The following is a 25,416-nucleotide window of genomic DNA, read 5'->3' on the forward strand; positions in this document are numbered from 1 at the left end:
ATTAACCAAGGATACTTCGACTCTGCTCAGTGTCCTACGATTATTACATTTTCAAATTGACATATTTTCAAATCATCAAATTCCCAATCCACTAATTCACTATTCTTCTTCACAAATTTACCAATCAACTCATTAACTAATTTCTTTTCAAGCTTTTCTCATTCATGTTGATTAAAGCAGTAATTTTGCACCTCCAAAAAATTAGTATGCAATCAATTCGAAATATAGCCATTATCGCACACGTAGATCATGGCAAAACAACCTTAGTTGATAAGATCATAGCCGAATGTAAGACGCTTGATCAAAGAAAAGAAGTAACAGATTTGCTGTTGGACAGCAACGATTTAGAACGCGAAAGAGGGATTACTATTCTATCAAAAAATGTATCTGTAAATTATAAAAATGTTAAAATAAATATTATTGATACACCCGGACACGCTGATTTCAGTGGTGAAGTTGAGAGGGTTTTAAAGATGGCCGATGGTGTATTATTACTGGTTGATGCTTTCGAAGGGCCGATGCCTCAGACCCGATTTGTATTGAACAAAGCACTCATGCTTGGATTAAAGCCAATTGTAGTAATCAATAAAGTTGATAAATTTAACTGCCGACCTGAAGAAGTACAACAGGATGTTTTTGAGTTAATGTATAACCTTGATGCAACAGAAGATCAGTTAGATTTTGTGACAATATTCGGTTCATCAAAGCAAGGTTGGATGACAACTAATCTGAGCATACCTTCAACCAATGTTATCCCATTGCTCGATTCAATTCTGAAAAATGTTCCTGAAGCGCCTTACCGTGAGGGATCTCCACAAATGCAGATTTCATCCTTGGATCACTCAAATTATGTAGGTAGGATTTCTATCGGACGAATTTTTAGAGGTGACCTGTACGAAGGAAAATATTACACATTATGTCAAAAAGCAGGAAAGCGGGCAAAGGTAAAAATAAAGGAATTATTCGTTTTTGAAGGTCTTGGTAAAACAAAGGTACAGCAAGCCCGATCAGGTGATATTTGTGCTATTGTGGGGTTTGATGAATTCGAAATAGGCGATACCCTTGCCGATCTGGATGCTCCTGAACCTTTGCCACGAATCGCTATCGACGAGCCTACCATGAGTATGTTGTTTGTAATTAATAATTCACCCTTTCTGGGTCAGGAAGGTAAATTTGTTACATCACGTCACTTGCGTGATCGACTGTTTAAGGAAATGGAAAAAAACCTTGCATTAAAAGTTGAATTAACGGATAAGGAGGATCGTTTTTCCGTGTTCGGCAGGGGAATACTCCATCTCTCCATTTTAATTGAGACCATGCGTAGAGAAGGTTATGAATTTCAGGTTGGTAAACCAAAAGTGATTTTTAAAACCATAGATGACATTAAATGTGAGCCTTTTGAAGCCTTAGTTATTGATGTTCCTGAACAATTTGCCGGAAAAGCAATCGAACTTGTTTCTCAAAAGAAAGGTGACTTGCTTGTCATGGAACCAAAAAGTGATTTACTGCATCTTGAGTTTATTATTCCTGCCCGTGGTTTGATTGGGTTAAGAAATAATGTTTTGACGGCTACAACCGGTACTGCTGTTATGACTCACCGTTTTAGTGGTTATCAAGCCTATAAAGGCGAAATAAACGAAAGAATGGCTGGATCACTGATAGCGATTGAAGGAGGACAAGCTTTGGCTTACGCACTTTTCAGGCTATCGGATAGAGGTAAGTTTTTCATTGATCCGGGTGAACAAATCTATAAAGGACAAGTTATTGGAGAGCACACCCGTGATAATGATATAGATGTAGCTGCTACAAAAGGCAAGAAGTTGACAAATATGCGTGCATCGGGTACAGATGAATCTACTAAAGTATCGCCAAAAATTCAATTTTCATTGGAAGAAGCCATGGAATACATTAAAGAGGACGAATACCTCGAAATAACCCCAAAGAGTCTTCGGATGCGAAAAATTAGTTATAAAGTAGCTAAGTTTCAGTAATACCAATTATAAAATGAACAGAAAAGGATGGTTCTCAGATTAGGGCCATCCTTTTTTTGTACAAAAAAGCTGACTAGAATGAGTAGTTTTCAATTCAAAACATTTTTCATTGACCCATAATAAGTGACAAATTAATAGTTTATTATAGATGAGATTTACGATTTATACTTAAAAAGAAACATTCTCTTTTTATTTTTTTAAATTTTGAGATGATTACTATTTTTTCTTGATATTTTATAAAAACTATTTACATTTGCCCCCATCTATGGATAAGACAACGACATACCAGATTTTAAAACTACAGCATATGCATGTAGCCGGTATTGTTACGCCTTTAACTTCCTTATTAAGACATAGACGCCCGTCCCGGGCATAATTTATTTTGCAGGGTTACGTACCCTGCCGTTTCATTATACATTCTCGTATTTATTACATTTTTAATCTAAGATTTTAGTTTCAATGAAAATTATAGTAAGTGTGGCTAATGTTAGTCACCTAAAATTTGCTGCTTCAATTTGCAAGATGATTGAAGAAGCATCAAAAATAAGAGGTACCGGTATTGCCAAACGTGAACCGGCTTATATAAGCCAAAAAATCACCGAAGGCAAATCTGTGATTGCAACCCATAACGATCAAGTGGTTGGTTACTGTTACATCGAAAGTTGGGAAGGGCAGAAATTTGTTGCCAATTCAGGACTCATCGTACATCCTGATTATCGCAAAACGGGCCTTGCAAGAGAAATCAAAAGTGCCATCTTCGAATTGTCGGTTAAAAAATTCCCGAATGCCAAACTTTTCGGGATCACTACCAGTTTAGCCGTGATGAAAATTAACTCCGACCTAGGTTACAGGCCGGTAACATTTGCTGAACTCACCATGGATGATGCATTCTGGAAAGGTTGTGAAGGTTGTGTTAATCATGATATACTGATGCGTACAAAGCGAAGCATGTGTTTATGTACAGGGATGGTTTGTGTCCCTTCAGCATTGCCAATAAATAATTACCAGGTCAGAAGGAAAATATCCTGGGAAAATTTCAAAATTTTTCTTGTCGAACGCAGAAAACGATTAAAAACCAAATCAAAAGAATATCCAATTTTAAAAAAGTTTGAAAATGAAAAATAATAAGGTAGTGCTTGCGTATAGCGGAGGGCTGGATACTTCATACTGTTTAAAGTATTTGGTGAAAGAAAAAAAATTAGAGGTTTATTCCGCCATTGTAAATACAGGAGGTTTTTCTGAGGATGAACTTAATCAACTTGAAGAGAAAGCCTATACTTTGGGGGCAACCCAGCATATTTGCTTACAAGAAACCGAAGCATATTATGAGAAAATCATAAAATATTTAATTTATGGCAATGTTTTAAAGAATAATACTTATCCTTTATCGGTAAGTGCTGAAAGGGTGTACCAGGCAATTTCACTGGTTAAATATGCGAAGCAAATAAAAGCAGGATCTATTGCTCATGGAAGTACAGGTGCCGGAAATGATCAGGTCCGTTTTGATTTGATTTTCCAACTAATTGCGCCTGGAATTAAAATCTTAACGCCAACCCGCGATTTGCAGCTTTCTCGTGAAAATGAAATCCTTTATTTGAAAAAGAACGGATTCGAAATCAATTTAAAAACATCTGAATACTCCATTAACAAAGGTTTATGGGGAACGAGTGTTGGCGGCAAGGAAACACTTACTTCTCATCAATCATTGCCTGAAAATGCCTATCCCAGTCAAGTAATTGAAACAAAACCAAAGCAAATTAAAATTGAATTTAGAAATGGTCAGCTGTATGGGTTGAATCGAAAAAAAATGACACCGATAGCGTGCATACAGTCATTAGAAGCAATTGCAAAAGAATATGCAATAGGGCGGGATATTCATGTTGGGGATACTATTATCGGGATAAAAGGCAGGGTTGGTTTCGAAGCAGCTGCAGCAAGTATTATCATTAAGGCACATCACCATCTTGAAAAACATACCTTATCAAAATGGCAACTACATTATAAAGAACAAATTGCAAGTTGGTACGGAATGTTTATCCACGAGTCCCAGTACCTTGATCCGGTCATGCGAAATTTAGAAGCCTTTTTGGAAGATTCTCAAAAGTATGTGTCAGGAATTGTGAATATTGAATTACATCCATACAGGTTTAATATCCTCGGTATTAAATCTCAGCATGACTTAATGAATCCTGAATTTGGATCTTATGGCGAAATGAATCGTGATTGGAGCAGTGATGATGTAAAAGGATTCACAAAAATTTTGGCCAACCCTATTCGAATTTTTAACAAAGTAAATAAGATATCATGTTAAAGGTAGGCATAATCGGAGGCAGCGGATTCGTAGCCGGCGAATTAATCAGGTGTTTGCTTCATCACCCAGAAGTAAAGATCGATTTTGTTTATAGTCACACGAATGCAGGGGAACCGATCAATAAAATTCATCAGGATTTGTTTGCATATCCAGATTTGAAATTTACAGACAAAGTCAATTTAAATGCAGATGTTGTATTTCTTTGCCTTGGTCACGGTAATTCAATGAAGTTTTTAGAACAACATCAATTTTCAGCAAAAACAAAAATCATCGATTTAAGTAATGATTTTCGTTTGGAAAATGATGCTAATTTCAGCGACAGAAAATTTATCTACGGACTGGTAGAATTGAACAAGCATAAAATTGAGACCGCTCAAAATATTGCCAGTCCGGGCTGTTTTGCAACAGCGATTCAGTTAGCCGTATTACCCCTCATTAAATATTCAGCAGTATTGAATGATCTTCATATTAGTGCCATTACCGGATCTACCGGGGCAGGTCAATCATTAACCCAAACAACTGCCCATAGCTGGAGAACCAACAATATTTCTGTTTACAAAGCTTTCACGCACCAGCACCTTGCAGAAATAAAAGAAACAATTTCCGGTTTCAGGGATTCAGAAACTCAGGAAATTAATTTCATTCCTTACAGAGGGGATTTCACACGCGGAATTTTCTCGAGCATTTATACCGAATCGGAATACAGTGAAAAAGAGCTTGTAGCGATGTATAAAGATTTTTATAAGGATGCAATGTTTACCCATATTACTATGAACGAACTCAATCTCAAACAAGTAGTAAATACAAATCACTGCTTAATCCAGGTACAGAAAATCGGGAATAAGGTACTCATCAATTCAGCCATCGATAATTTATTGAAAGGGGCAGCAGGGCAGGCCATTCAAAATATGAACCTCATGTGTGGACTTGATGAATCGTTGGGATTGAAGTTAAAGGCAAATTATTTTTAGTATTATAAATTAAAAAGATATGAAAATGTTTGATGTTTATCCACGATACCCAATCAATATCGTAAAAAGCAAAGGTGTCTATCTCTGGGACGACAAAGATCAGAAATACCTTGATTTATATGGCGGACATGGAGTTATCTCCATTGGACATGCCCATCCGGCATATCTTTCAGCCATTCAAAAACAAATTAAAAAAATAGGGTTTTATTCCAATTCTATTGAAATTCCATTACAACAGGAATTTGCTGATCTATTATCGGATTTGAGTTCCTACGATAGCTATAGATTGTTTTTATGTAATTCGGGTTCAGAAGCCAACGAAAATGCCCTAAAGCTCGCTTCGTTCCATAGCGGGAAAAAAAAGGTTATTGCATTTAAGAACAGTTTTCACGGTAGGACTTCTGCCTCTGTTAATGTTACGAATCAGCCTAATATTTCCGCACCGATTAATAAAGAACAATTTCCGGTTGATTTTATTGAACTGAACAATGAAATACAGTTGTTTGATAAGCTAAATACTGATGATATATGTGCCGTAATAATTGAAGGAATACAAGGAGTCGGAGGGCTTGATATGGCATCGGAAACCTATTTAAAATTGCTTTCCAATCTTTGCATCGAAAAAGGGATCGTCCTGATCATTGATGAAATCCAAAGTGGATTTGGCAGGAGCGGGAAGTTTTTTGCTCACCAACATACAGGAATCAAAGCTGATATAATTACAATGGCCAAGGGAATGGGTAATGGATTTCCTGTTGCAGGATTACTTATCAACCCTGCCATAAAAGTTAAGCATGGCATGCTCGGAACTACATTTGGGGGTAATCACCTGGCATGCGCCGCAGGAATTTCTGTAGTAAAAACACTTAGAAAGGAAAAACTGATTGAAAATGCGGAAAAGATAGGCAAGCTGTTAGTAAACGAACTCAAAAAGATTCCGTCAATCAAACAAATAAAAGGAAAAGGCTTGATGCTGGGTGTTGAATTTGAGTTTGCAGCCAAACCGATTCTCGAACGACTCTTAATTGAACATCATATTTTTACCGGATCATCTGCCAATCCAAATCTGTTGAGGATATTACCTCCGTTATCGATTACATATGAGGAAATCAAAGTTTTTCCGGAAGCTCTAAAAAGTGTTTTAAAATCAATGAAGCAGGAATAATGAAAACACAACTGGATATCATAAAGATTGGTGGAAATTTGATTGATGACGAATCTTCTTTAACCAACTTTCTAAACCATTTCTCTGCAAACAAAACCTTGAAAATTCTGGTTCATGGAGGAGGAAGATCAGCTACTCAACTAAGCGAAAGGCTAGGTATTAAGACTCAAATGCTAGAAGGAAGAAGAATTACCAATGAGGAAGATCTGGAGGTTGTTACGATGGTTTACGCGGGATTGATCAACAAGAAGATCGTGGCAGAACTCCAGCATTATGGTTGCAACGCCATTGGTTTATCAGGTTGTGACATGAATAGTATTTTAGCAAAAAAACGGCATCATCCTTATATTGATTTTGGCTTTGTTGGCGATATCGAGAAGGTAAATGTCAGTAACATCGACCTGTTGTTAAAAAATGGATTTTGCCCAGTGTTTTCGGCCATCACGCACGATGGCCGAGGACAATTGCTAAATACGAATGCTGATACGGTAGCCGCTCAACTTGCCATTTCGTTCAGTGAAACTTATAATGTCAGGTTGTTATATTGTTTTGAGAAAAATGGTGTGTTGTCAAACCCGGAAGATGATTTTTCTGTCATTCCTTTTTTAGATAAAGATCTTTATCAGGAGTTGAAAACAGCTGGAGCAATATCAAAAGGGATGATCCCAAAATTGGATAATTGTTTTGAAGCACTCGTGATGGGTGTATCTGAAATTAACATTGGTGGTTCCGGAATGATGAATCCAATAGCTTTTAATTTTACTAAATTGTCACTTTAGATATGGATATACATATACTTAAAAAAGAATCAATTGAATTATTAAAACAATTGGTTTCAACTCCATCTTTTTCAAGCGAAGAAATGGAAACAGCAGCTTTAATCATTTCATATTTCGGGTCAAAGAAAATTGAAATTTCAAGAAACAAAAATAACGTTTGGGTACATAACAAATATTTTAATGAACTAAAACCAACAATACTTTTAAATTCTCACCATGATACTGTCAGGCCAAATGAGGGTTATAAAAGAGATCCGTTTGATGCTCAAATTCTAGACGGAAAGTTATTCGGACTGGGAAGTAATGATGCAGGAGCAAGCCTGGTTTCATTGTTGGCTTTATTCATGCATTTTTATGAACGGGAAGATTTGAAGTATAACTTAATATTTTCGGCAACAGGTGAAGAAGAAAGTTCAGGAACAAATGGGCTGAATAGTATTCTTCAGTATTTACCCGAATTGGATTTTGCGGTTGTTGGGGAGCCTACGGGCATGCAGCTTGCCATTGCAGAAAAAGGCTTATTGGTTATCGATGCTTATGCTCCCGGAATTGCCGGGCACGCTGCACATTCAAATACCGATAACGCCATTTATAATGCAATACAGGATATTGATTGGATCAGAAATTACGAATTTTCAGAAATTTCTGAATTACTTGGTAAAGTAAAAATGACCGTAACACAAATTGATGCCGGAAGGGAACATAATGTAGTTCCGGGTACCTGTCATTTTACAATAGATGTTAGGGTTACTGAGAAATATAGTAATCGGGAGGTTTTTAAATATATTGATAAGCACACGATTAGTAAATTAAAGGCCAGATCCTTTAACCTCAATTCTTCATCCATAAATCCCAATCATGCAATTGTAAAGGCAGGGGTGGAGTCGGGCCGTAAAACCTATGGATCACCAACATTATCAGATCAATCGGTACTTGACTGTCCGTCATTAAAGCTAGGACCAGGCGAATCTACCCGATCTCATCAGGCTGATGAGTTCATTAAAATTGAGGAGATCAATGAAGCCATAGATTTATATATAAAAATATTTGATAAAATACTTTAAATAATTTAAGATGAAACTTTGGGATAAAGGGTTTGATACCCATCAAAAGATAGAAAAATTTACGGTTGGAAACGATCGTATTTTAGATTTGAAACTGGCAAAATTTGATGTGATCGGAAGCATGACACATGCTGAAATGCTTGCCAAAATAGGAATTCTAAAACAGGCAGAACTTAAGGAGATAATATCGGGATTGGCAACAATTGCTGAAAATATCGAAAATGATTCTTTCACCATTGAAAACGATTTTGAAGATGTACATAGTAAGATTGAATTCGAACTGACTGCAATGATTGGAGATGCAGCCAAGAAAATTCATACTGCACGATCGCGAAACGATCAGGTTTTGGTTGCTTTGCATTTATATATCAAAGATGAGATCATGAAGATTAAGGCTTTGATGGAAACCCTCTTCAATACACTGATTGGATTAAGTGAAAAATATCAGACGGTCCTGATGCCAGGGTACACCCATTTCCAAATTGCCATGCCATCATCGTTTGGATTATGGTTTTCGGCCTATGCGGAGAACTTAATTGATGATGTCATCATGCTTAATGCTGCCTTCAAAATTGCAGATCAAAATCCATTAGGTTCAGCGGCAGGTTATGGAAGCTCGTATCCCATCGATCGTCAAATGACTACTGATTTGCTTGGTTTTGAAACCTTAAAATACAATGTGATTGCAGCACAGATGAGCAGAGGCAAACTTGAAAAAACCTTATCCTTTGCCTTATCTTCGTTAGCTTTAACCTTGTCGAAATTTGCAATGGATATTTGCTTAAATAATAGTCAGAATTTTAAATTTATCAGTTTTCCAAACGAACTGACCACGGGTTCCAGCATCATGCCTCACAAAAAAAATCCTGATGTATTTGAATTGATCCGGGCCAATTGTAATAGAATCCAGGCATTGCCCACACAAATTTCTATGATAACTACAAATCTTCCTTCTGGTTATCATCGTGATTTCCAAATATTAAAAGAGGAAATCATGAATTCAATCGATTTAATGAAGGATAATTTAGAAATTTTCAATTTCATGATATCAAAAATTGAAATTAACACAACAATTTTGTTCGATCCGATTTACGACAGTCTTTACAGCGTTGAAGAAGTAAATAAACTCGTGATGCAAGGAATAAGCTTCAGGGAAGCATATAAAAAAGTAGCTCATGACATTGCTTCAGGAGATTACTCGCCCGATAAAATATTGAAGCATACACATATAGGCAGCATTGGCAATCTATGTTTGGACAAGATTAAGGATAAGTTTGATAAATATAACAAGCTTTAATTCTTTACCAATAGTTGTTTTCTCCCAAATTTCATGGATCATTTCCAGCATCAATTGGTTTCCTGCATTTTTTCGAGAAATAATTTAAAACATTTTGAATAGAGAATTCAGATTCTGACGAATCATGTGTTTTAACAGGGCGGAGAAAATTGATCATTGATTTTATCCATTTAATCATTTTTTGGCTTTTGATATTCAGTTTTACTTGCTCAGCATCATTCGTTATAACAACTTCTTTTGTGATTGGTAAATGTGAGTGTGTAAATTTATCACATTTACTCTGATCAAATTCAAGCGTTTCAACATCCAAAATGAAGCTCAATTGGAAATGTCGTAGGCAATCTTCTGTTTTTTTTACCAAATAATTTACCAATCTATTTATTCCAGTAGTATTTTGGAATCTACCTATTTGGATCCTTTGATAATGAAAATCCTTGCTAGAAACAATAATTGGAGTCAGATCTTCTTCAATGAAATCCTGGAATAAAAAGTCTTGAGTAGCATCACTGTGCTCAAAAATTAAGTATTCAGTCGCTTGCATAAATTTGGTAATAAGCTTATCCCATATTGATTTTCCTTCTGATGCTGGCATGGGTTCGAAGATGTATTCAGATTTTAGTTCAATTTGTTGGAATGTTGATTTCATAACACTGAATTTTTATGCTTAAAATTTTTATTCAATAGTTTTCAATTTTAAAATGAATTAAAGTCCAGATGCAAGAATACGAATCTTAACAGACACATATCAAGCTATTTAAGTTTTATTTAATGCTTAATTAATTGATTAAGTGACTTAATTAAGTTCATTTAAATTCATTTTTTATCACTTAATTATTTTAACATAAATACTTAATAATTAGGTAAAGGCTTAATTATTATATTATATTTGTCGTAAATATTCCTTAAATGAATTATCGTTATACATTTATCGGATGCGATTATGAGAACATTTTACAAAATGTTCAGTTCATTGTGCCCGGAATTAATAAGATAATAGCGATATATAAACCTTCTGTAACGGATGATATAAAAGCAATCATGCGCGCCAGGCCGGATAAATCAGAAGAAACTGAACCCTTATTGATTATCGATCGTTTGGATCGCATATCCAAACTGAGAACACCTCAAAAACGTTTTGATTGGATGGCAGAGCATGAAATTGGAATCGAAAAAGATCGTTCAATTATCGAAAAAACCGAAATTTTTGACGAGCTCAATAAAAACATTTTATTACTGCGTTTTAAAAATGAATTTGACGGGTTACATGATTTATTGCTGATTTACTTAAATCCAAATCAGGGAAATTATGGATTAAGTTTATCAAATAAGGCAGTGGCGAGTGCTCAAAAAAGTATTATTGAATATCATATGTTCAATGCCTTTAACTCGTTTATAATTTTAAATCGGAAAAATAGAGAAATTCAACAAAGAATTAATGCCGATACCCATGCCATCATTCAGGAAAATAGAAGATTGATTGAGAAACTGAGATTGCTTGAAAATAGCAATCATGAAAATTTAAAGAATCTTGCCTATAAATATTGTGCCGAATTATCTGTAAAATATAAAAAGAAATATCTTCTGTCTGAATTAGCAATTGAGAAGATAAAAGAGTTTAAAGGAAATATAAGCCATTTATATACGATAATCAAAAATGCCATTATTTTTGCCGAAAATAACAGTTTACAAACCCATCCTGATATCAATTATATTGATGATTGGCATATTAATCTTACAAATTTTGAAGTTAAAGAAACAGAGGAAATTGTTGTTCATTCATTCTCCGATCAAAAATATGCCAATACCATTGCATTACTCGATCGACTAGAAAATGGAGCAAAGATTGTCCTTAGTAAAAAAGAAAAACTTACAGGGATTAATGTTGGCGGAGCATGCAATCGACCGATGAAAGCACCCGGAATCACTGACGCTTTAAGTAATCATAGATCAAAAATTCTTACACTTTTCCAAAAATATCCGGATAAGTGGGAAATCATTCGTAAAGAATTTACCCCCATTAAAAATCTGGTCATTTCATCACTAAAAAATGATCAGCTAAGTGCTTAAATGCAAATTAAAATTCAAACCTATTTCAAAATTGGATTTGAGTGCCAAAGCATATAGCCATTATGAGAAGGATGAATTAATCAATTTTATTGTCATCAATTCAGTTAACTTTGCATTCAATTTTTAAAATATGAATATATTATCAATAGAGGGATTAAGCCGGCAATTTGGGGAACGGGAGCTGTTCAGGGATATTAGTTTTGGACTGGAGAAAGGGGAGAAGGTTGCTTTAATAGCGCCTAATGGAACGGGAAAATCAACCATTTTAAAGATTATTGCAGGAAAGGACGAAGCAAATCAGGGAAGGGTAATCCTCAATCCTGACATCGTTTGGGCTTACCTGGATCAAGAACCTTCATTTGATAATAACTTAAGCATTAATGAGTACATCCGCGGAACACATTCTGAAGTACTGAAAATTATCAGGAATTACGAAGAAGCTGTTGCGGCACAAAGTGAAACCTGGGATAAGGAATCGCAAAAAAAATATGATCTTGCCTCTGCTTTAATGGATCAACATCAGGGATGGGATTATGAACGCAGATTGGAACAATTGCTCAGCCTTTTCAAAATTACCGATTTGGATCAAAATATTGGCGAATTATCAGGAGGGCAGAGAAAAAGATTGGCTCTGGCTTTGGTATTACTTGAGAATCCGGATTTATTGATTTTAGATGAGCCTACTAACCACCTTGATATTGAAATGATTGAATGGCTGGAAAAATATCTCGAGAAATCGAATACAACCTTACTGATGGTAACTCACGACCGGTATTTTCTGGATCGTATTTGTACGCAAATTCTGGAACTTGCCAATGGTAAAATCTATACGCATCAGGGCAATTACGCTTTTTATGTTGAACAATCAGCAGTAAGGGAAGAAGTAGAACAAACAGAAATCCTGAAGGCACGTAAACTTATGAAAAAAGAGTTGGAATGGATGCGCAGAATGCCCAAGGCAAGAACCCACAAATCCAAATCCAGAATTGATTCATTTTATGAAATAAAAGAGCGTGCTAGTGCAAATTTAATCGAACAGGAAATTAATCTTGACATCAAGAGCCAGCGTATTGGTGGAAAAATAGTAGAAGTTAAAAATGTAAGTAAAAGCTTTGATGATAGGGTGCTGATTAAGAATTTTGATTACAATTTTTTAAAGGGCGATCGCATCGGAGTTATTGGGAATAACGGAAGCGGAAAATCGACCTTTTTAAATTTAATCACGCAAAACTTAGTACCTGATTCGGGTAAAATCATTAAAGGAGAAACCATCAAATTTGGGTATTACAAACAGGAGGGAATCACTTTCGAAGGTGATCAAAAAATGCTTGATTTGGTTAAAGAAACTGCAGAAGTAATTCAGCTTGGAAAAGAGAAAAGCCTCACGGCATCACAATTTCTGCATCACTTCATGTTTAGTGCACAGATGCAGCATTCTCCGGTTTCACTGCTAAGTGGAGGAGAAAAAAGGCGGCTTTATTTACTCATGGTGCTGATTCAGAATCCTAATTTTCTTATTCTGGATGAGCCTACAAATGATTTGGATTTACTTACTTTAAACAAGTTAGAGGAGTTTTTGCTTTCTTATCAGGGTTGCCTGATGCTGGTTTCTCATGATCGTTATTTTATGGATAAACTGGTTGATCACATTTTTATTTTTGATGGTGAGGGATCAGTGAAAGATTTTGCCGGAAATTATACCCAATATCGCAATGAGATTGTTTTACCTGATGCTCAAAATAAGCAGAAAAAGGAAAAGGTAGTAAAACAGCAGGTCAAAAAGGTGCAGATTGAAGAAAAAAGGAAATTAACTTTTAAGGAGCAAAGAGAATTTGAACAACTAGAAAAAGAGATCCCCACTCTGGAAAAAGAGAAAAAAGCATGTGCAGAAATATTAAATTCCGGAACACAGGATTATCAAGCATTACAAACAGCCTCTGACCGGATTAGCGAAATTATAAGCACGCTTGAAGAAAAAGAAATGCGCTGGCTTGAATTGTCGGAATATCTTGGGTAAAGGATGATTGATTATTTTTTAATGTTGATTGTCGAATAATGCATTAGTAGCGTTTAAACTATGTATGAAAAATAGAAAAACGTGACTCTAAAAGTTATTCTAAGCTGAACTTCTCCTCTAACATTTCGATGCATGCAATTGCATCTTTTGAGAAAACGGGATATTTTTCATTTTTTAAAGCTGCTTTTTGGTAAAGTTTAAAAAATGTAAAAGGATTTCTTGATACCATTCTGATACTTTGCTCTCCAAATTCTTCAATGATTGCATTGCACATGTAAAAACCTGTTTGATGCCCCGACCGGGGAATCATTCTGCTGAATCGCCTTGAAAATATTTGTGCAGAATCAGATAGGTTTATAATTTCAACAAATAATGAATCCATACTTCTGATTAAGTCGGGTTGCATGGCTAAATAATTTAAATATTGTTCACCTTCCCTTGTGTCAGCATAACATCCCGGATCAAAATATTGATTGACCTTATCAATTTGATCGGCTATACCTTCGTTAGCTATTTGATTCATGATCCAAATTAAAGAAGAGTAGGGATCAGTGTCATCCGGAAAACGAAATTCATCCTTTTTATTTCGGTAGTAATGAAAAGCTTCGTGGGCATACAATAACTGAAAACTAAAATGCTTGTTAAAACCTTTATTTATCATACAATCCAGTGCATTATTATCTCTGATATCATCGGTCTTTAAAAAACTATTCAGACTTAAAATAATTGGATCATAACCCCTGGAATCATTAAAGATCAAAAAAGCAACTTTTGGAAAACCCTCAAACTTTTCATCTGGAAGAAAACGAGCAGCTTCCTTCATGGCAAATTCGCTTAAATCAAGTCTTTTATACGCATCGACTAAATCCAATAATTGCGTTTTCTGCTTTGGAACATTTTCATAAGCTTCTAACAATGAAGTAACCCATGAGGTCCACCAAGAACCTTTGCGATCAATTTTGACCAAAATATCATTGATATCTTTTGAGTATCCGGGTAGGTATGCAGCCCTAAAAACCTCTTGAAACCTGATTGGTTTCCGCAACTCATTATCTAAAAGCGTTTTATAAGCAGGAGTCTCAAATAAATCAGCCCATTGGCTGGCTATAGGTTCTTTTCCAGATTGCAATTGCTCCATCACAATGAAATGTTGATAAATGGCAGAAAAGTCAAGATTTTTAGAAGATTCCTGAGCATTTGACAAGCAATGAAATCCAACTAATAAAGTAATAAATAATATACGCTTCATAAATAAATGCCTTTTGTTTAAAAGACTAACTTTTAAGATGATTGTTACATTTTACTCCTTAATCTTCATTCAATTAGTGTAAGTTTGCAAAATCATATTTAAGATATCTCATAATGGATGGAACTAAAAAAGCAAATATCAAGATTGGCTCAGAAGTTAAAATTGTGCTTAAAGAAGATCAGCGAAGTGGAGCATTAACTGAAGGATTTGTAAAAAATATCTTAACAAAATCCACTGAGCATCATCATGGAATTAAGGTAAGGCTGGAGGATGGGCGGATTGGCAGGGTGAAAGAAATAATTTTGAATGATGAATGATGCCCGCCCTTTCCGAACGGAACGTTCGGGCGGGAGTTATGAATTATGAGTGATGAGTTATGAATTTTGAAATAATCTTGTATCTTGAATCTTGAATCTTGTGTCTTACTAATTATTTACTACTAACTACTGTCTACATTCTACTACCTACTAACCAACATCATCATCTATAAATCCAATATTCAGATTAACTCTCACCGCTTCATTATAAGCGATCAGCGTTTTGGCTTTTTTAATTCGTTTTTGAGCTTTGTGGGCATCTTCAAATGAATTTGAGAAATACTCCCAAAAAGAAATCATTTTTATTAATAGGTGCTTTTCTCCTGATAAATGAGAAGCATAGCTTTCCATTAGATAGTTATGAAACTCAAGAAAAACTTTTTTATGGTTTTCCGGAAGTTCCTTTGAATCAGTCTTTATCATTGCTGAAAGAAAGGGGTTCGCAATCAATCCTCTGCCAATCATCCATCTATTGATTTGTGGAAATCGAACACTTATTTCCTTAAACATTTTTAGACTATTCAAATCGCCGTTATAAACCAGCTTTTGCTTAGACAGACTTATACAATTTTCAAAGGCATTAATATTAGCTTTCCCTTTATACATTTGCGTTGCAGTGCGTGCGTGAATGATAATCTCAGTTAAAGGGTAATCGTTAAGTAATGGCAATGATTGAATGCTTTCATCCTCACTTTCAAACCCCAATCGCATTTTTATCGACAATTTATTTTGCATTTTAGGCAGAACCTCATCCAGGATTGAAATTATTTTATCCGGATTTTTTAATAAAGCCGAACCTAAACCACGCTTTGTAATCATAGGGTGGGGGCAACCAAGATTCCAGTTTATTTCTTCATAACCTAAATCAAAAAGGTAATTTGCCAGATACAGAAAATCATTGGCATTATTACACATTACCTGAGGGATTAACTTAACTCCTTGATTATTTTCGGGATTTACATCTCTGATTTGTGAATTTTTTAATTTGCTCTCACCATCAAGTTTAATCCAAGGTGAGAAATATTGATCTACATTACTAAAATATTTTTGATAGGCATTTCGGAAATGAAAGTCGGTAAAGCCCTGCAAGGGTGCGAGATAAATTTGAGGTTTCAATTCCATGATATAAAAGTAGAAAAAGTATGAACGCGAAGTATTCATCTCTTACAATTTGAAATTCGGTATCTTTGCCGGATATTTATTTTATATGAAATTTGAACAATACCGCATCGACGAAGGAATAAAAAAGGCTATTTCAAAACTTGGGTACAAAAAGCCAACAGATATTCAATATAAATCTATTCCTCCCATTCTTAAAGGTGAGGATGTTTTGGCTATTGCCCAAACAGGAACAGGCAAAACAGCTGCTTTTGCAATCCCAATCCTGCACATTTTACAGGATCGCAAAATTGAAGGTCGCCCGGATGGGGTGAAATGTTTGGTGATGGCACCCACGCATGAATTGGCTTTGCAAATCGAGAGTGTTTTTTATCAACTGGGAAGACATACCCGTATTACCTCTTTTTGTATTCATGGCGGGGTTGATCAGGAGCCACAAATTAAACAACTTAATAAAGGAGTGGATGTTTTAATAGCCACACCGGGAAGAATGTTTGATCTCGTAAGTCAGAAAGTGCTTAACTTGGATCGGATTGAAATTTTGGTTTTGGATGAGGCCGATCATATGTTGGACCTGGGGTTCATCAAGGATATCCGCGATTTGATGCGTCATCTTCCCAAAAAACGACAAACACTTTTCTTTTCTGCAACAATCAACGAAAAGATTAAAAACCTGGCCTATTCACTTGTAACCGATGCAATTCGGATTCAAATTTCACCAAAAGATCCTGTGGCGAAAAATATCGAACATGCCGTCGCATTTGTCGAAATGGATGATAAACGATTCTTTTTGGAAGATCTTTTAAAAAATAATTTAGAAAAGAAAATATTGGTTTTTGTGAGGACCAAGGTTAGGGCAGAACGGGTTAAAAAAGCCATGGAAAGGGTTGAAATAGTTACGAATACGATTCACAGCGATATCATGCAGGAAGAACGTGAACGGACCATGCAGGATTTCAGAACCGGTAATTTAAAAGTTTTAATTGCTACAGATGTAAGTGCCAGAGGAATCGACATCCCTAATGTTGAATACGTCATCAATTATGACTTGCCCGACTCTGCTGAATATTATGTGCATAGGGTAGGCCGTACCGGCCGTGGCAATCAAAAAGGACAAGCCATTTCATTTTGCAGTAACGAAGAAAAACCATTACTCGAAGAAATAGAAAAAAACCTGGGAAAACCGATACACAGAATAGAAATTTCGAAAAACGATTATCAAATCACTTTGGATTTTTCGGACGATAAACCTCACGATTGGAAGGCTCTCTTAGAAGAAGCCGAAGGTTTCAACGCTAAACGAAAGAAAAAGAAGAAGAAGAAATAAATGGAATAATGAAATAGTGAAATAATGAAATTCGGAGGAATTATATGATTAGAGACATTAATATGAAAAAAACTATTCTACTGATCATTTTTCTATCAGGATTAATTAATGGTCAGGCTGAAATTGATCCGAATAATCAATTATCGGAAAATAACAATATGAAGAAAAGGGAAACTGCTGTTTTTGGAGCTGGATGCTTTTGGTGTGTTGAAGCCGTATTTCAAACTTTAAAAGGCGTATATGCAGTTGAACCCGGATATACAGGTGGTTCAACAAAAAATCCGACCTATTACGATGTAATTACAGGAACAACAGGGCATGCAGAAGTTGCCCGGATTACATTTGACCCTGATGAGGTTTCTTTTGAATTTTTATTGTCCGTATTTTTTCAAACCCACGATCCAACAACCTTGAATTATCAAGGTGCTGATATAGGAAATCAATATCGCTCGGCCATATTTTATACTTCTGACGAACAAAAACAGATGGCTGAAAAAATAATTTCAGAACTGAATGACGCTCAAGCTTATCCAAATAAAATTGTAACTGAAGTAACAGCTTTAAAGATATTTTACTTGGCAGAAGATTACCATAAAAATTATTTTATCACAAATCCCGAACAGGCATATTGTAAATTCGTGATTCAACCGAAAATGGAAAAATTTAAAAAGGTTTTCAAGGATTATTTGAAATAGCTTAGAATTCAAACATAATGTTTATTCTCAATCCACAAATTCCTTAACATAAAATCTTTATCGATTGCAGAATTTTATTATTATTGTCTTATAATTAATATTATGTTAAATAGCATATTTAATAAAATAGGGGAACAAGTAAATACTTATTCCCCTAATAATTTTATGAATAAAGATTACTGTTGATCAGGAGTTCCTATTTCTGCTAATTTATCATTAACAGCTTTGTATTTTTCAGTCTGCCCTGTTCTCGAATAAATCTGTTTTAAAGAATACAGCGTATTATAATCATCGCCTTTAAGTTTTAAAGCACTTTCCAAATATGGTAAAGCAGTTTGTAAAAAACCATCACCTTTTTCTTTAGTCGCGTTATAATTTTTATCATTATATGGCAGTGCATCGGCTTTACCAAGATAGAAAACACCTTTATTAAAATATAGGGCTCCTAAATTATAAATTGCATTAAAAAAATCAGCTTGAAGTTCTATGGCTTTTAAATATGCAGCTTCACTTTGATCAAAAGCTGATAATCGCTCCTCATCCGTGAGATCTTCATTATTAAAGATTATATCGTACATTGTACCAACGGCTTGATAAACTGTAGGATTAGAATCATCAAAAGTCAACGCTAATTTCAGGTTTTCCAATGCTTTTTCAGTTTGAGCCGTTTCCAGATAAATATTGGTTTCAGCAATAATTATGTTGAAATCGGTAGGGAATATTTTTCTTCCTTTTTGAATAATTTCCAAAGCTTGAATTGTATCCCCTTCTGTTTTTAAAATATTTGCATATGAATAATAAACCACTACACTTTCATAGTTCATGGCAGCTAATTTTTCATAATTTAGTTTAGCTTTATCCAATACATTGCCTTTCTCATAAGACATGGCACCATTAATCAGCGCTGTTGTATCAATACGGCCACTTAGTCCTGCAATTGTAAATGACTTATCGAATAATTGCCCTGCTTCCGAAAATACCTCTGAGTTATATTTTAGAACTGCAAGGTTAAAATAAACTTCAGATGCGATTGTGAAATAAGCGGTCAAATCCTCTTTAAGCTCATTGGTAACATCTAATTCTTTTGCTTTTAATAAGGCGTTATATCCAATCTCGGCAGATTCTTCGTTACTAATTTTAATAAGGTCAGCGATCGGACTTCTTGCGATTTCAAAATAAATTTGTCCCTTGTATAACCAAGTTTTGGAATCATTTATCGTTTTTTCATTTTCACTTGCCGCATCAATTGCTTCTTTGGCCTTTAGTAAATTGCCACTTTTCAAAAAATTGAAAGCAGAGTTTCTTTTTCCTGTTTGCGCATGGGTCAGTCCAAATACGATGAGCAAACTTAACAGAATTGCGTATTTCTTCATAATATTACTTTTTACGATTTTTTTTATCGCGCAAATATACATATTTGCTAAATTCAAAAATCAATGATTACTTATTTTTAAACGTTTTATATTGTCTATTCTTCAATTTCCTTGCCAATCTCTTCATTATTGATATTTTCATCCTCAATATCTTCATTATCAGGATTGTCTATGTCCTTAAATTCATCATCATCACCAACGATAACTGCAACCTTTGCAACTGATGCAATTGAATCATCATCTTTGAGGTTAATTAAACGAACTCCCTGAGTAGCTCTTCCCATTACTCTTAAATCTTCGACGGATAGTCTGATAATCAAACCTGATCTGTTGATAATCATTAAGTCATCATTATCCTGAACATCTTTGATCGCAATTAAAGATCCTGTTTTTTCGGTAATATTGATGGTTTTAACACCTTTACCTCCTCTATTCGTAATACGGTAATCTTCTACCGATGAACGTTTTCCATAACCATTTTCTGAAACAACAAGAATATCTGCATTATCTTCATTAATACAAATCATGCCGATAACTTCGTCTTTGGGCCCTCCCAAACTAATGCCCCTCACCCCTGCTGCATTTCGTCCCATTGGCCGTACATTTGATTCATTAAACCTAATTGCCTTACCCGATTTTAGGGCCATTATAATCTCGCTCTTACCGGTTGTAAGTCTGGCCTCAAGTAATTGATCACCTTCGTTAATTGTAATTGCATTAATACCATTTTGACGCGGACGGGAATATGCTTCAAGAGAAGTTTTTTTGATGGTACCTCGTTGGGTTGCGAGTATAATAAAATTATTTTCAACGTATTCTTTATCCTTAATGTCCTTAACATTGATGAATGCTCTTACTTTATCGTCGGGATCAATGTTGATCATATTTTGTATGGCGCGACCCTTAGAAGTTTTACCACCCTCGGGTATTTCGAATACTCTTAACCAGAAACACTTACCTTTCTCTGTAAAGAATAGCATATAATTGTGCATAGAAGCAACAAACAGATGTTCCAGAAAATCTTCGTCGCGATTACCGCTTCCTTTTGCTCCACGCCCTCCCCTTTTCTGTTGGCGGTATTCAGAAAGTTGGGTACGTTTTACATAACCCATATGTGAAATCGTCAGAAGTACGTCATCGTCAGGAATTGTATCTTCAATCTTAAAGTCTTCAGCTGAATAAATAATTTGACTTCGTGAGCTATCTCCATATTTTTCTTTAATCTCGGCTAGCTCTGCTTTAATGATTCCCATTCGCATGGATTCGTTACCCAGTATTTCTTTGTAAATTTCAATTTGTTTGATTAATTCATCAAATTCAAGTTTGATCTTATCGCGCTCAAGCCCGGTTAATTTCTGGAGTCTCATATCCAGGATTGCCCGTGCTTGTATCTCTGAAAGTTCAAATTCCTTCATCAATCCATTTCTGGCCTCTTCAGGGGTTCTTGAAGCACGAATCAATGCAATTACTTCATCCAAATGATCTAATGCAACAAGCAAGCCTTCCAGAACATGTGCTTTTTTCTCCGCTTCGGCCAGTTCATACTTTGTGCGTCTTATCACCACTTCATGACGATGTTCAACAAAGTAATGGATCATGTCTTTTAAATTCAACATTTGTGGTCGACCTTTAACCAAAGCAATGTTATTTACACTGAATGAGGATTGTAGGGCCGTTAATTGATATAATTTGTTTAGGACAACATTGGTTACAGCATCCTTCCTTAATTCGTACACAATCCTGATCCCATTCCGATCGGATTCATCTCTTAAATCAGAAATTCCAACAATTTTTTTATCGTTAACTAAATCAGCAGTTTTTTTGATCATTTCTGCTTTGTTCACCTGATAAGGTATTGAAGTTACAATGATGCTTTCACGACCGGTTGAACTTATTTCAACTGTTGATTCACCTCTCATCATTACCCTACCCCTGCCGGTTTCAAAAGCTTCCCTAACACCTTCATATCCATAAATCAAAGCTCCGGTAGGAAAATCGGGTGCTTTGATAAATTTCATCAATTCAGGAATTGTAATTTCATTATTATCTATATAAGCGATAGTTCCGTCAATTACTTCAGACAAATTATGAGGTGGCATATTCGTTGCCATACCTACAGCAATACCCGACGCTCCATTGATCAATAAATTTGGGATTCGTGTTGGAAGAACGACAGGTTCTTTGAGTGAATCATCAAAATTAAGCTGAAAATCAACAGTATCTTTTTCAATATCCGCTAACATTTCCTCGGCAATCTTTTGCAAACGTGCTTCTGTATAACGCATAGCAGCCGGGCTATCACCATCAATCGAACCGAAGTTTCCCTGCCCGTCAACTAAAGGATAACGAAGAGACCATTCCTGTGCCATTCGAACCATGGCATCATATACAGATGTATCACCATGAGGGTGGTATTTACCTAAAACCTCTCCAACTATACGAGCTGACTTTTTGTGGGCACGGTTTGATAAAACGCCCAAATCAAGCATTCCATATAATACTCTTCTATGCACCGGCTTCAATCCATCACGCACATCAGGTAAGGCCCTTGACACAATAACCGACATCGAATAATCAATGTAGGCCGATTTCATTTGATCTTCAATATTTACCTTCAGAATCTTGCTTCCTTCTTCCATATTCTTATTAACTTAATCTTCTGTATATTAATCAATTATGTTTATTGGTTATAACATACGAAAGTACTAATTATTTCCGTTAGCTCCCAGTTTTTTAAGCACTTTTTATTACTAACACTTGCATGTTGATAATAATTGTCCGATCTGATTTTATACTATCCAGAAGCACTTATTTTTAGATAAGTCTAAAAAGCTGAATTTCAGTTGCTGAGAAGCTTGTTTCATGATGTAATTTAAGATTAATGCTTCTGGTTTTTTAGTGGCATTATTATTGATTGACCATATTAGACAGATATTGATTATTTTTGTAATAATTTTGAATAAAACAGCATATATGGAAGCGAAGTTTTCACAGAGAGTAAAAAATGTTTTGACCTTTAGTCGTGAAGAAGCCATCCGGCTAGGAAACAGTTACATAGGACTTGAACATCTTTTACTGGGAATTATCAGGGAAGGCAATGGGATGGCAATACAAATACTTAAATATTTTGGGGCAGATATAGACGAAATCAGAAGAACTATTGAGGCTTCCATTAGAAATGCTGAAAAATCTTATAAGAAACCCGAAAATATACCATTAATTAAACAAGCGGAAAGAGCTTTGAAAATTACCTATCTTGAAGCTAAGCTTTTTAACAGTGAATTAATTGGTACTGAACATCTAATGCTTGCTATATTAAAGGATGAAGACAATTTAGTTACCCGTTCACTCAAGAAACGAGGCATTGATTATGAGTCCGTTAAAGATGAGGTCAAAGCATTGACAATGAAAAATGAAGACACGGAAATTACACCAAGTGCTGAAATCCCAAATGATCCAACCGACGACGATTATGATGATATTGGTAAAAGTTACGGTGGTGGAAGTACAAAAAAAGTTCAGGATTCAAAATCCAAAACTCCGGTATTGGATAATTTCGGACATGATTTAACGCTTGCCGCTGAAGAAAACAGGCTTGATCCAATTGTTGGCAGGGAGAAAGAATTAGAACGTATTGCACAGATATTAAGCAGAAGAAAGAAAAATAACCCCATATTAATAGGTGAGCCGGGTGTTGGCAAATCTGCTATTGCAGAAGGATTAGCTTTACGGATAATTAATCGTAAGGTATCAAGGGCCTTATTTAATAAAAGGGTAATTACGTTGGATCTCGCATCTCTGGTTGCCGGTACCAAGTATCGTGGCCAATTTGAAGAACGAATGAAGGCCGTTTTAAACGAACTGGAAAAAAATCCGAACATCATCATTTTCATTGATGAAATCCATACCATCGTTGGAGCAGGAAATGCATCAGGTGCATTGGATGCTTCTAACATGTTTAAGCCGGCTCTTGCACGTGGAGAAATTCAATGTATAGGTGCGACAACCCTGAATGAATACAGGCAATATATCGAAAAAGACGGGGCACTTGAACGTAGATTTCAGAAGGTTCTGATTGACCCGACAACTCCGGAAGAAACAGTTGAAATCCTCAATAACATAAAGGAAAAATACGAGGACCATCATCTTGTTACATATACCCCTGAAGCAATTAAAGCCTGTGTAACTTTAACAACAAGATATATCAGTGATCGTTTTCTGCCAGATAAAGCAATTGATGCTTTAGATGAAGCAGGTTCGCGAGTTCACATCACAAATATCCATGTTCCTGTTGAAATCATTAATATTGAAAGCCGGATTGAAGAAACAAGGCTCAAGAAAACAAAGGCAATTAACAGCCAAAAATTTGAGGAGGCTGCCGAATTTCGTGATTTAGAGAAGAAGTTACAATCGCAACTTGAAGATGAAAAGAAAAGATGGGAGGAAGAATCCAAAATTCATCGCGAAACCGTTCAGGAAGAAAATGTTGCGGAAGTTATTGCCATGATGACAGGTGTGCCCGTGCAGCGGATTGCGCAAAATGAAGGCGACAGACTCATAAACATGGAAACGGAGCTTGCGGATTCTGTAATTGGACAAAGTGAAGCTATTAAAAAAGTAGCTAAAGCAATCCGAAGAAATCGGGCAGGACTGAAAGATCCGAATAAACCTATTGGAACATTTGTATTCCTGGGACCAACCGGGGTCGGGAAAACATATTTGGCGAAAGTATTGGCGCAATTTCTTTTTGACTCCGAAGACGCCCTCGTTCGTGTCGACATGAGTGAATATATGGAGAAATTTGCCGTTTCACGTCTTGTCGGGGCTCCTCCCGGATACGTAGGTTATGAAGAAGGCGGACAATTGACCGAAAAAGTTAGGCGTAAGCCCTACTCAATAGTATTACTTGATGAAATTGAAAAAGCTCATCCGGATGTGTTCCATTTATTACTTCAAGTATTGGATGATGGCGTATTGACAGATAGTCTTGGCAGAAAAATTGATTTCAAAAATACCATCATCATCATGACTTCAAACATTGGATCGCGTCAACTTAAAGATTTCGGCACCGGTGTTGGGTTTTCTACAGCTGCAAAAAATGCTTCAAAAGCAAATTATGCAACAGGTGTCATTGAAAATGCGCTTAAACGTGCTTTTGCACCTGAATTTTTAAACAGGATCGATGATGTTATTATTTTCGAGAAATTAGAACGTGAAGACATTCATAAAATCATCGATATTGAATTGAAAAACCTTCTAACACGCGTTTATGATTTAGGTTATCAAATGAAGGTTTCATCAGCAGCGAAAGATTTTATCGCGGAAAAAGGATGGGATGCGCAATTTGGCGCCCGACCTCTAAAAAGAGCTATTCAAAAGCATATCGAGGATCCATTAGCGGAAGAAATCATCAAAATTAAGATGGTTGAAGGCGATATAATCAATGTGGATTACAGCGAGAAAAAGAAGGAAATTTTCATTAAAATAAGCAAGCCTAAATTGCCGGCAAAACAAGTCAAAAGTAAATAGGTTCTTAAGTTTTTCATAATTTAAAATGTCGTCTTATTAAGTCTCTAACCCTGTTTTGGTCCAGGAACAAGATATATTTTGTCTATTCGTTTGAATATGAATATTTTAAAATTTTGCTTCTTATATTCTTGATCATTATATTTGC

General features: G+C 35.6%; 19 protein-coding genes. 14 read left to right on the forward strand and 5 right to left on the reverse strand.

What is annotated here, in order from left to right; all coding sequences use genetic code 11:
• Positions 1-206: 206 nt before the first annotated feature.
• The 8 genes from typA to argH all read left to right on the forward strand — a co-directional run bounded on the left by typA (position 207) and on the right by argH (position 9,578).
• Positions 207-1,991: a translational GTPase TypA gene (gene typA, locus KKG99_05215; GenBank protein ID MBU1012384.1), complete on the forward strand. Its 1,785-nt coding sequence runs from the start codon at positions 207-209 to the stop codon at positions 1,989-1,991.
• A 459-nt stretch (positions 1,992-2,450) separates the two neighbouring features.
• Positions 2,451-3,116, forward strand: coding sequence for a GNAT family N-acetyltransferase (locus tag KKG99_05220; protein MBU1012385.1), 666 nt, complete (start codon positions 2,451-2,453; stop codon positions 3,114-3,116).
• Complete coding sequence (gene argG, locus KKG99_05225; GenBank protein MBU1012386.1) at positions 3,106-4,302, forward strand: argininosuccinate synthase; 1,197 nt, start codon at positions 3,106-3,108, stop codon at positions 4,300-4,302. Before KKG99_05220 ends, argG begins: the two co-directional genes overlap by 11 nt.
• Entirely contained in the window at positions 4,296-5,273 is a 978-nt protein-coding gene (gene argC / locus KKG99_05230) for an N-acetyl-gamma-glutamyl-phosphate reductase (protein MBU1012387.1), read from the forward strand. Before argG ends, argC begins: the two co-directional genes overlap by 7 nt.
• Before the next feature lie 19 nt (positions 5,274-5,292).
• Positions 5,293-6,438 carry an aminotransferase class III-fold pyridoxal phosphate-dependent enzyme gene (locus tag KKG99_05235; GenBank protein MBU1012388.1) on the forward strand — a complete coding sequence of 382 codons (1,146 nt, stop codon included), beginning with the start codon at positions 5,293-5,295 and terminating at the stop codon, positions 6,436-6,438.
• Entirely contained in the window at positions 6,438-7,217 is a 780-nt protein-coding gene (gene argB / locus KKG99_05240) for an acetylglutamate kinase (GenBank protein ID MBU1012389.1), read from the forward strand. Before KKG99_05235 ends, argB begins: the two co-directional genes overlap by 1 nt.
• Before the next feature lie 2 nt (positions 7,218-7,219).
• Positions 7,220-8,281 carry a M20 family metallo-hydrolase gene (locus KKG99_05245; protein ID MBU1012390.1) on the forward strand — a complete coding sequence of 354 codons (1,062 nt, stop codon included), beginning with the start codon at positions 7,220-7,222 and terminating at the stop codon, positions 8,279-8,281.
• 10 nt (positions 8,282-8,291) lie between these two features.
• Complete coding sequence (gene argH / locus KKG99_05250; GenBank protein MBU1012391.1) at positions 8,292-9,578, forward strand: argininosuccinate lyase; 1,287 nt, start codon at positions 8,292-8,294, stop codon at positions 9,576-9,578.
• Between the two features lie 31 nt (positions 9,579-9,609).
• Here argH and KKG99_05255 read toward each other — a convergent pair whose 3' ends face one another.
• Complete coding sequence (locus KKG99_05255; GenBank protein ID MBU1012392.1) at positions 9,610-10,224, reverse strand: hypothetical protein; 615 nt, start codon at positions 10,222-10,224, stop codon at positions 9,610-9,612.
• A gap of 260 nt (positions 10,225-10,484) precedes the next feature.
• Between KKG99_05255 and KKG99_05260 the strand changes: the two genes are divergently transcribed.
• Both KKG99_05260 and KKG99_05265 read left to right on the forward strand, forming a co-directional pair.
• Entirely contained in the window at positions 10,485-11,645 is a 1,161-nt protein-coding gene (locus tag KKG99_05260; protein ID MBU1012393.1) for a hypothetical protein, read from the forward strand.
• Positions 11,646-11,775: 130 nt separating this feature from the next.
• Complete coding sequence (locus KKG99_05265) at positions 11,776-13,662, forward strand: ABC-F family ATP-binding cassette domain-containing protein (protein ID MBU1012394.1); 1,887 nt, start codon at positions 11,776-11,778, stop codon at positions 13,660-13,662.
• A gap of 94 nt (positions 13,663-13,756) precedes the next feature.
• Here the strand turns inward: KKG99_05265 and KKG99_05270 are convergent, their stop codons facing one another.
• Positions 13,757-14,911 carry a hypothetical protein gene (locus KKG99_05270; protein ID MBU1012395.1) on the reverse strand — a complete coding sequence of 385 codons (1,155 nt, stop codon included), beginning with the start codon at positions 14,909-14,911 and terminating at the stop codon, positions 13,757-13,759.
• A gap of 113 nt (positions 14,912-15,024) precedes the next feature.
• Here KKG99_05270 and KKG99_05275 point away from each other — a divergent pair, with 113 nt between their 5' ends.
• The gene (locus KKG99_05275) at positions 15,025-15,228 is read left to right on the forward strand and encodes a YwbE family protein (protein MBU1012396.1); all 204 of its coding nucleotides are present in this window, start codon (positions 15,025-15,027) and stop codon (positions 15,226-15,228) included.
• A 150-nt stretch (positions 15,229-15,378) separates the two neighbouring features.
• Here KKG99_05275 and KKG99_05280 read toward each other — a convergent pair whose 3' ends face one another.
• A complete protein-coding gene (locus KKG99_05280) occupies positions 15,379-16,350 on the reverse strand; it encodes a tRNA-dihydrouridine synthase family protein (protein ID MBU1012397.1) in 972 nt (323 codons plus the stop codon).
• Between the two features lie 85 nt (positions 16,351-16,435).
• Here KKG99_05280 and KKG99_05285 point away from each other — a divergent pair, with 85 nt between their 5' ends.
• Together KKG99_05285 and msrA are read left to right on the forward strand one after the other, a co-directional pair.
• The gene (locus tag KKG99_05285; protein MBU1012398.1) at positions 16,436-17,674 is read left to right on the forward strand and encodes a DEAD/DEAH box helicase; all 1,239 of its coding nucleotides are present in this window, start codon (positions 16,436-16,438) and stop codon (positions 17,672-17,674) included.
• Between the two features lie 62 nt (positions 17,675-17,736).
• On the forward strand, positions 17,737-18,369 hold the full coding sequence (msrA, locus tag KKG99_05290) for a peptide-methionine (S)-S-oxide reductase MsrA (protein ID MBU1012399.1): 633 nt from the start codon (positions 17,737-17,739) through the stop codon (positions 18,367-18,369).
• A gap of 176 nt (positions 18,370-18,545) precedes the next feature.
• On the opposite strand, the gene KKG99_05295 is transcribed toward msrA, so the two are convergent.
• Positions 18,546-19,742: a hypothetical protein gene (locus KKG99_05295; protein MBU1012400.1), complete on the reverse strand. Its 1,197-nt coding sequence runs from the start codon at positions 19,740-19,742 to the stop codon at positions 18,546-18,548.
• 95 nt (positions 19,743-19,837) lie between these two features.
• Positions 19,838-22,381: a DNA gyrase subunit A gene (gyrA, locus tag KKG99_05300; GenBank protein MBU1012401.1), complete on the reverse strand. Its 2,544-nt coding sequence runs from the start codon at positions 22,379-22,381 to the stop codon at positions 19,838-19,840.
• 334 nt (positions 22,382-22,715) lie between these two features.
• On the opposite strand from gyrA, the gene KKG99_05305 reads away from it, so the two are divergent.
• On the forward strand, positions 22,716-25,271 hold the full coding sequence (locus KKG99_05305; GenBank protein ID MBU1012402.1) for an ATP-dependent Clp protease ATP-binding subunit: 2,556 nt from the start codon (positions 22,716-22,718) through the stop codon (positions 25,269-25,271).
• The last annotated feature ends 145 nt before the right edge of the window (positions 25,272-25,416 follow it).

It is taken from the genome of Bacteroidota bacterium, from assembly GCA_018816945.1.
Taxonomy (GTDB): Bacteria; Bacteroidota; Bacteroidia; order Bacteroidales.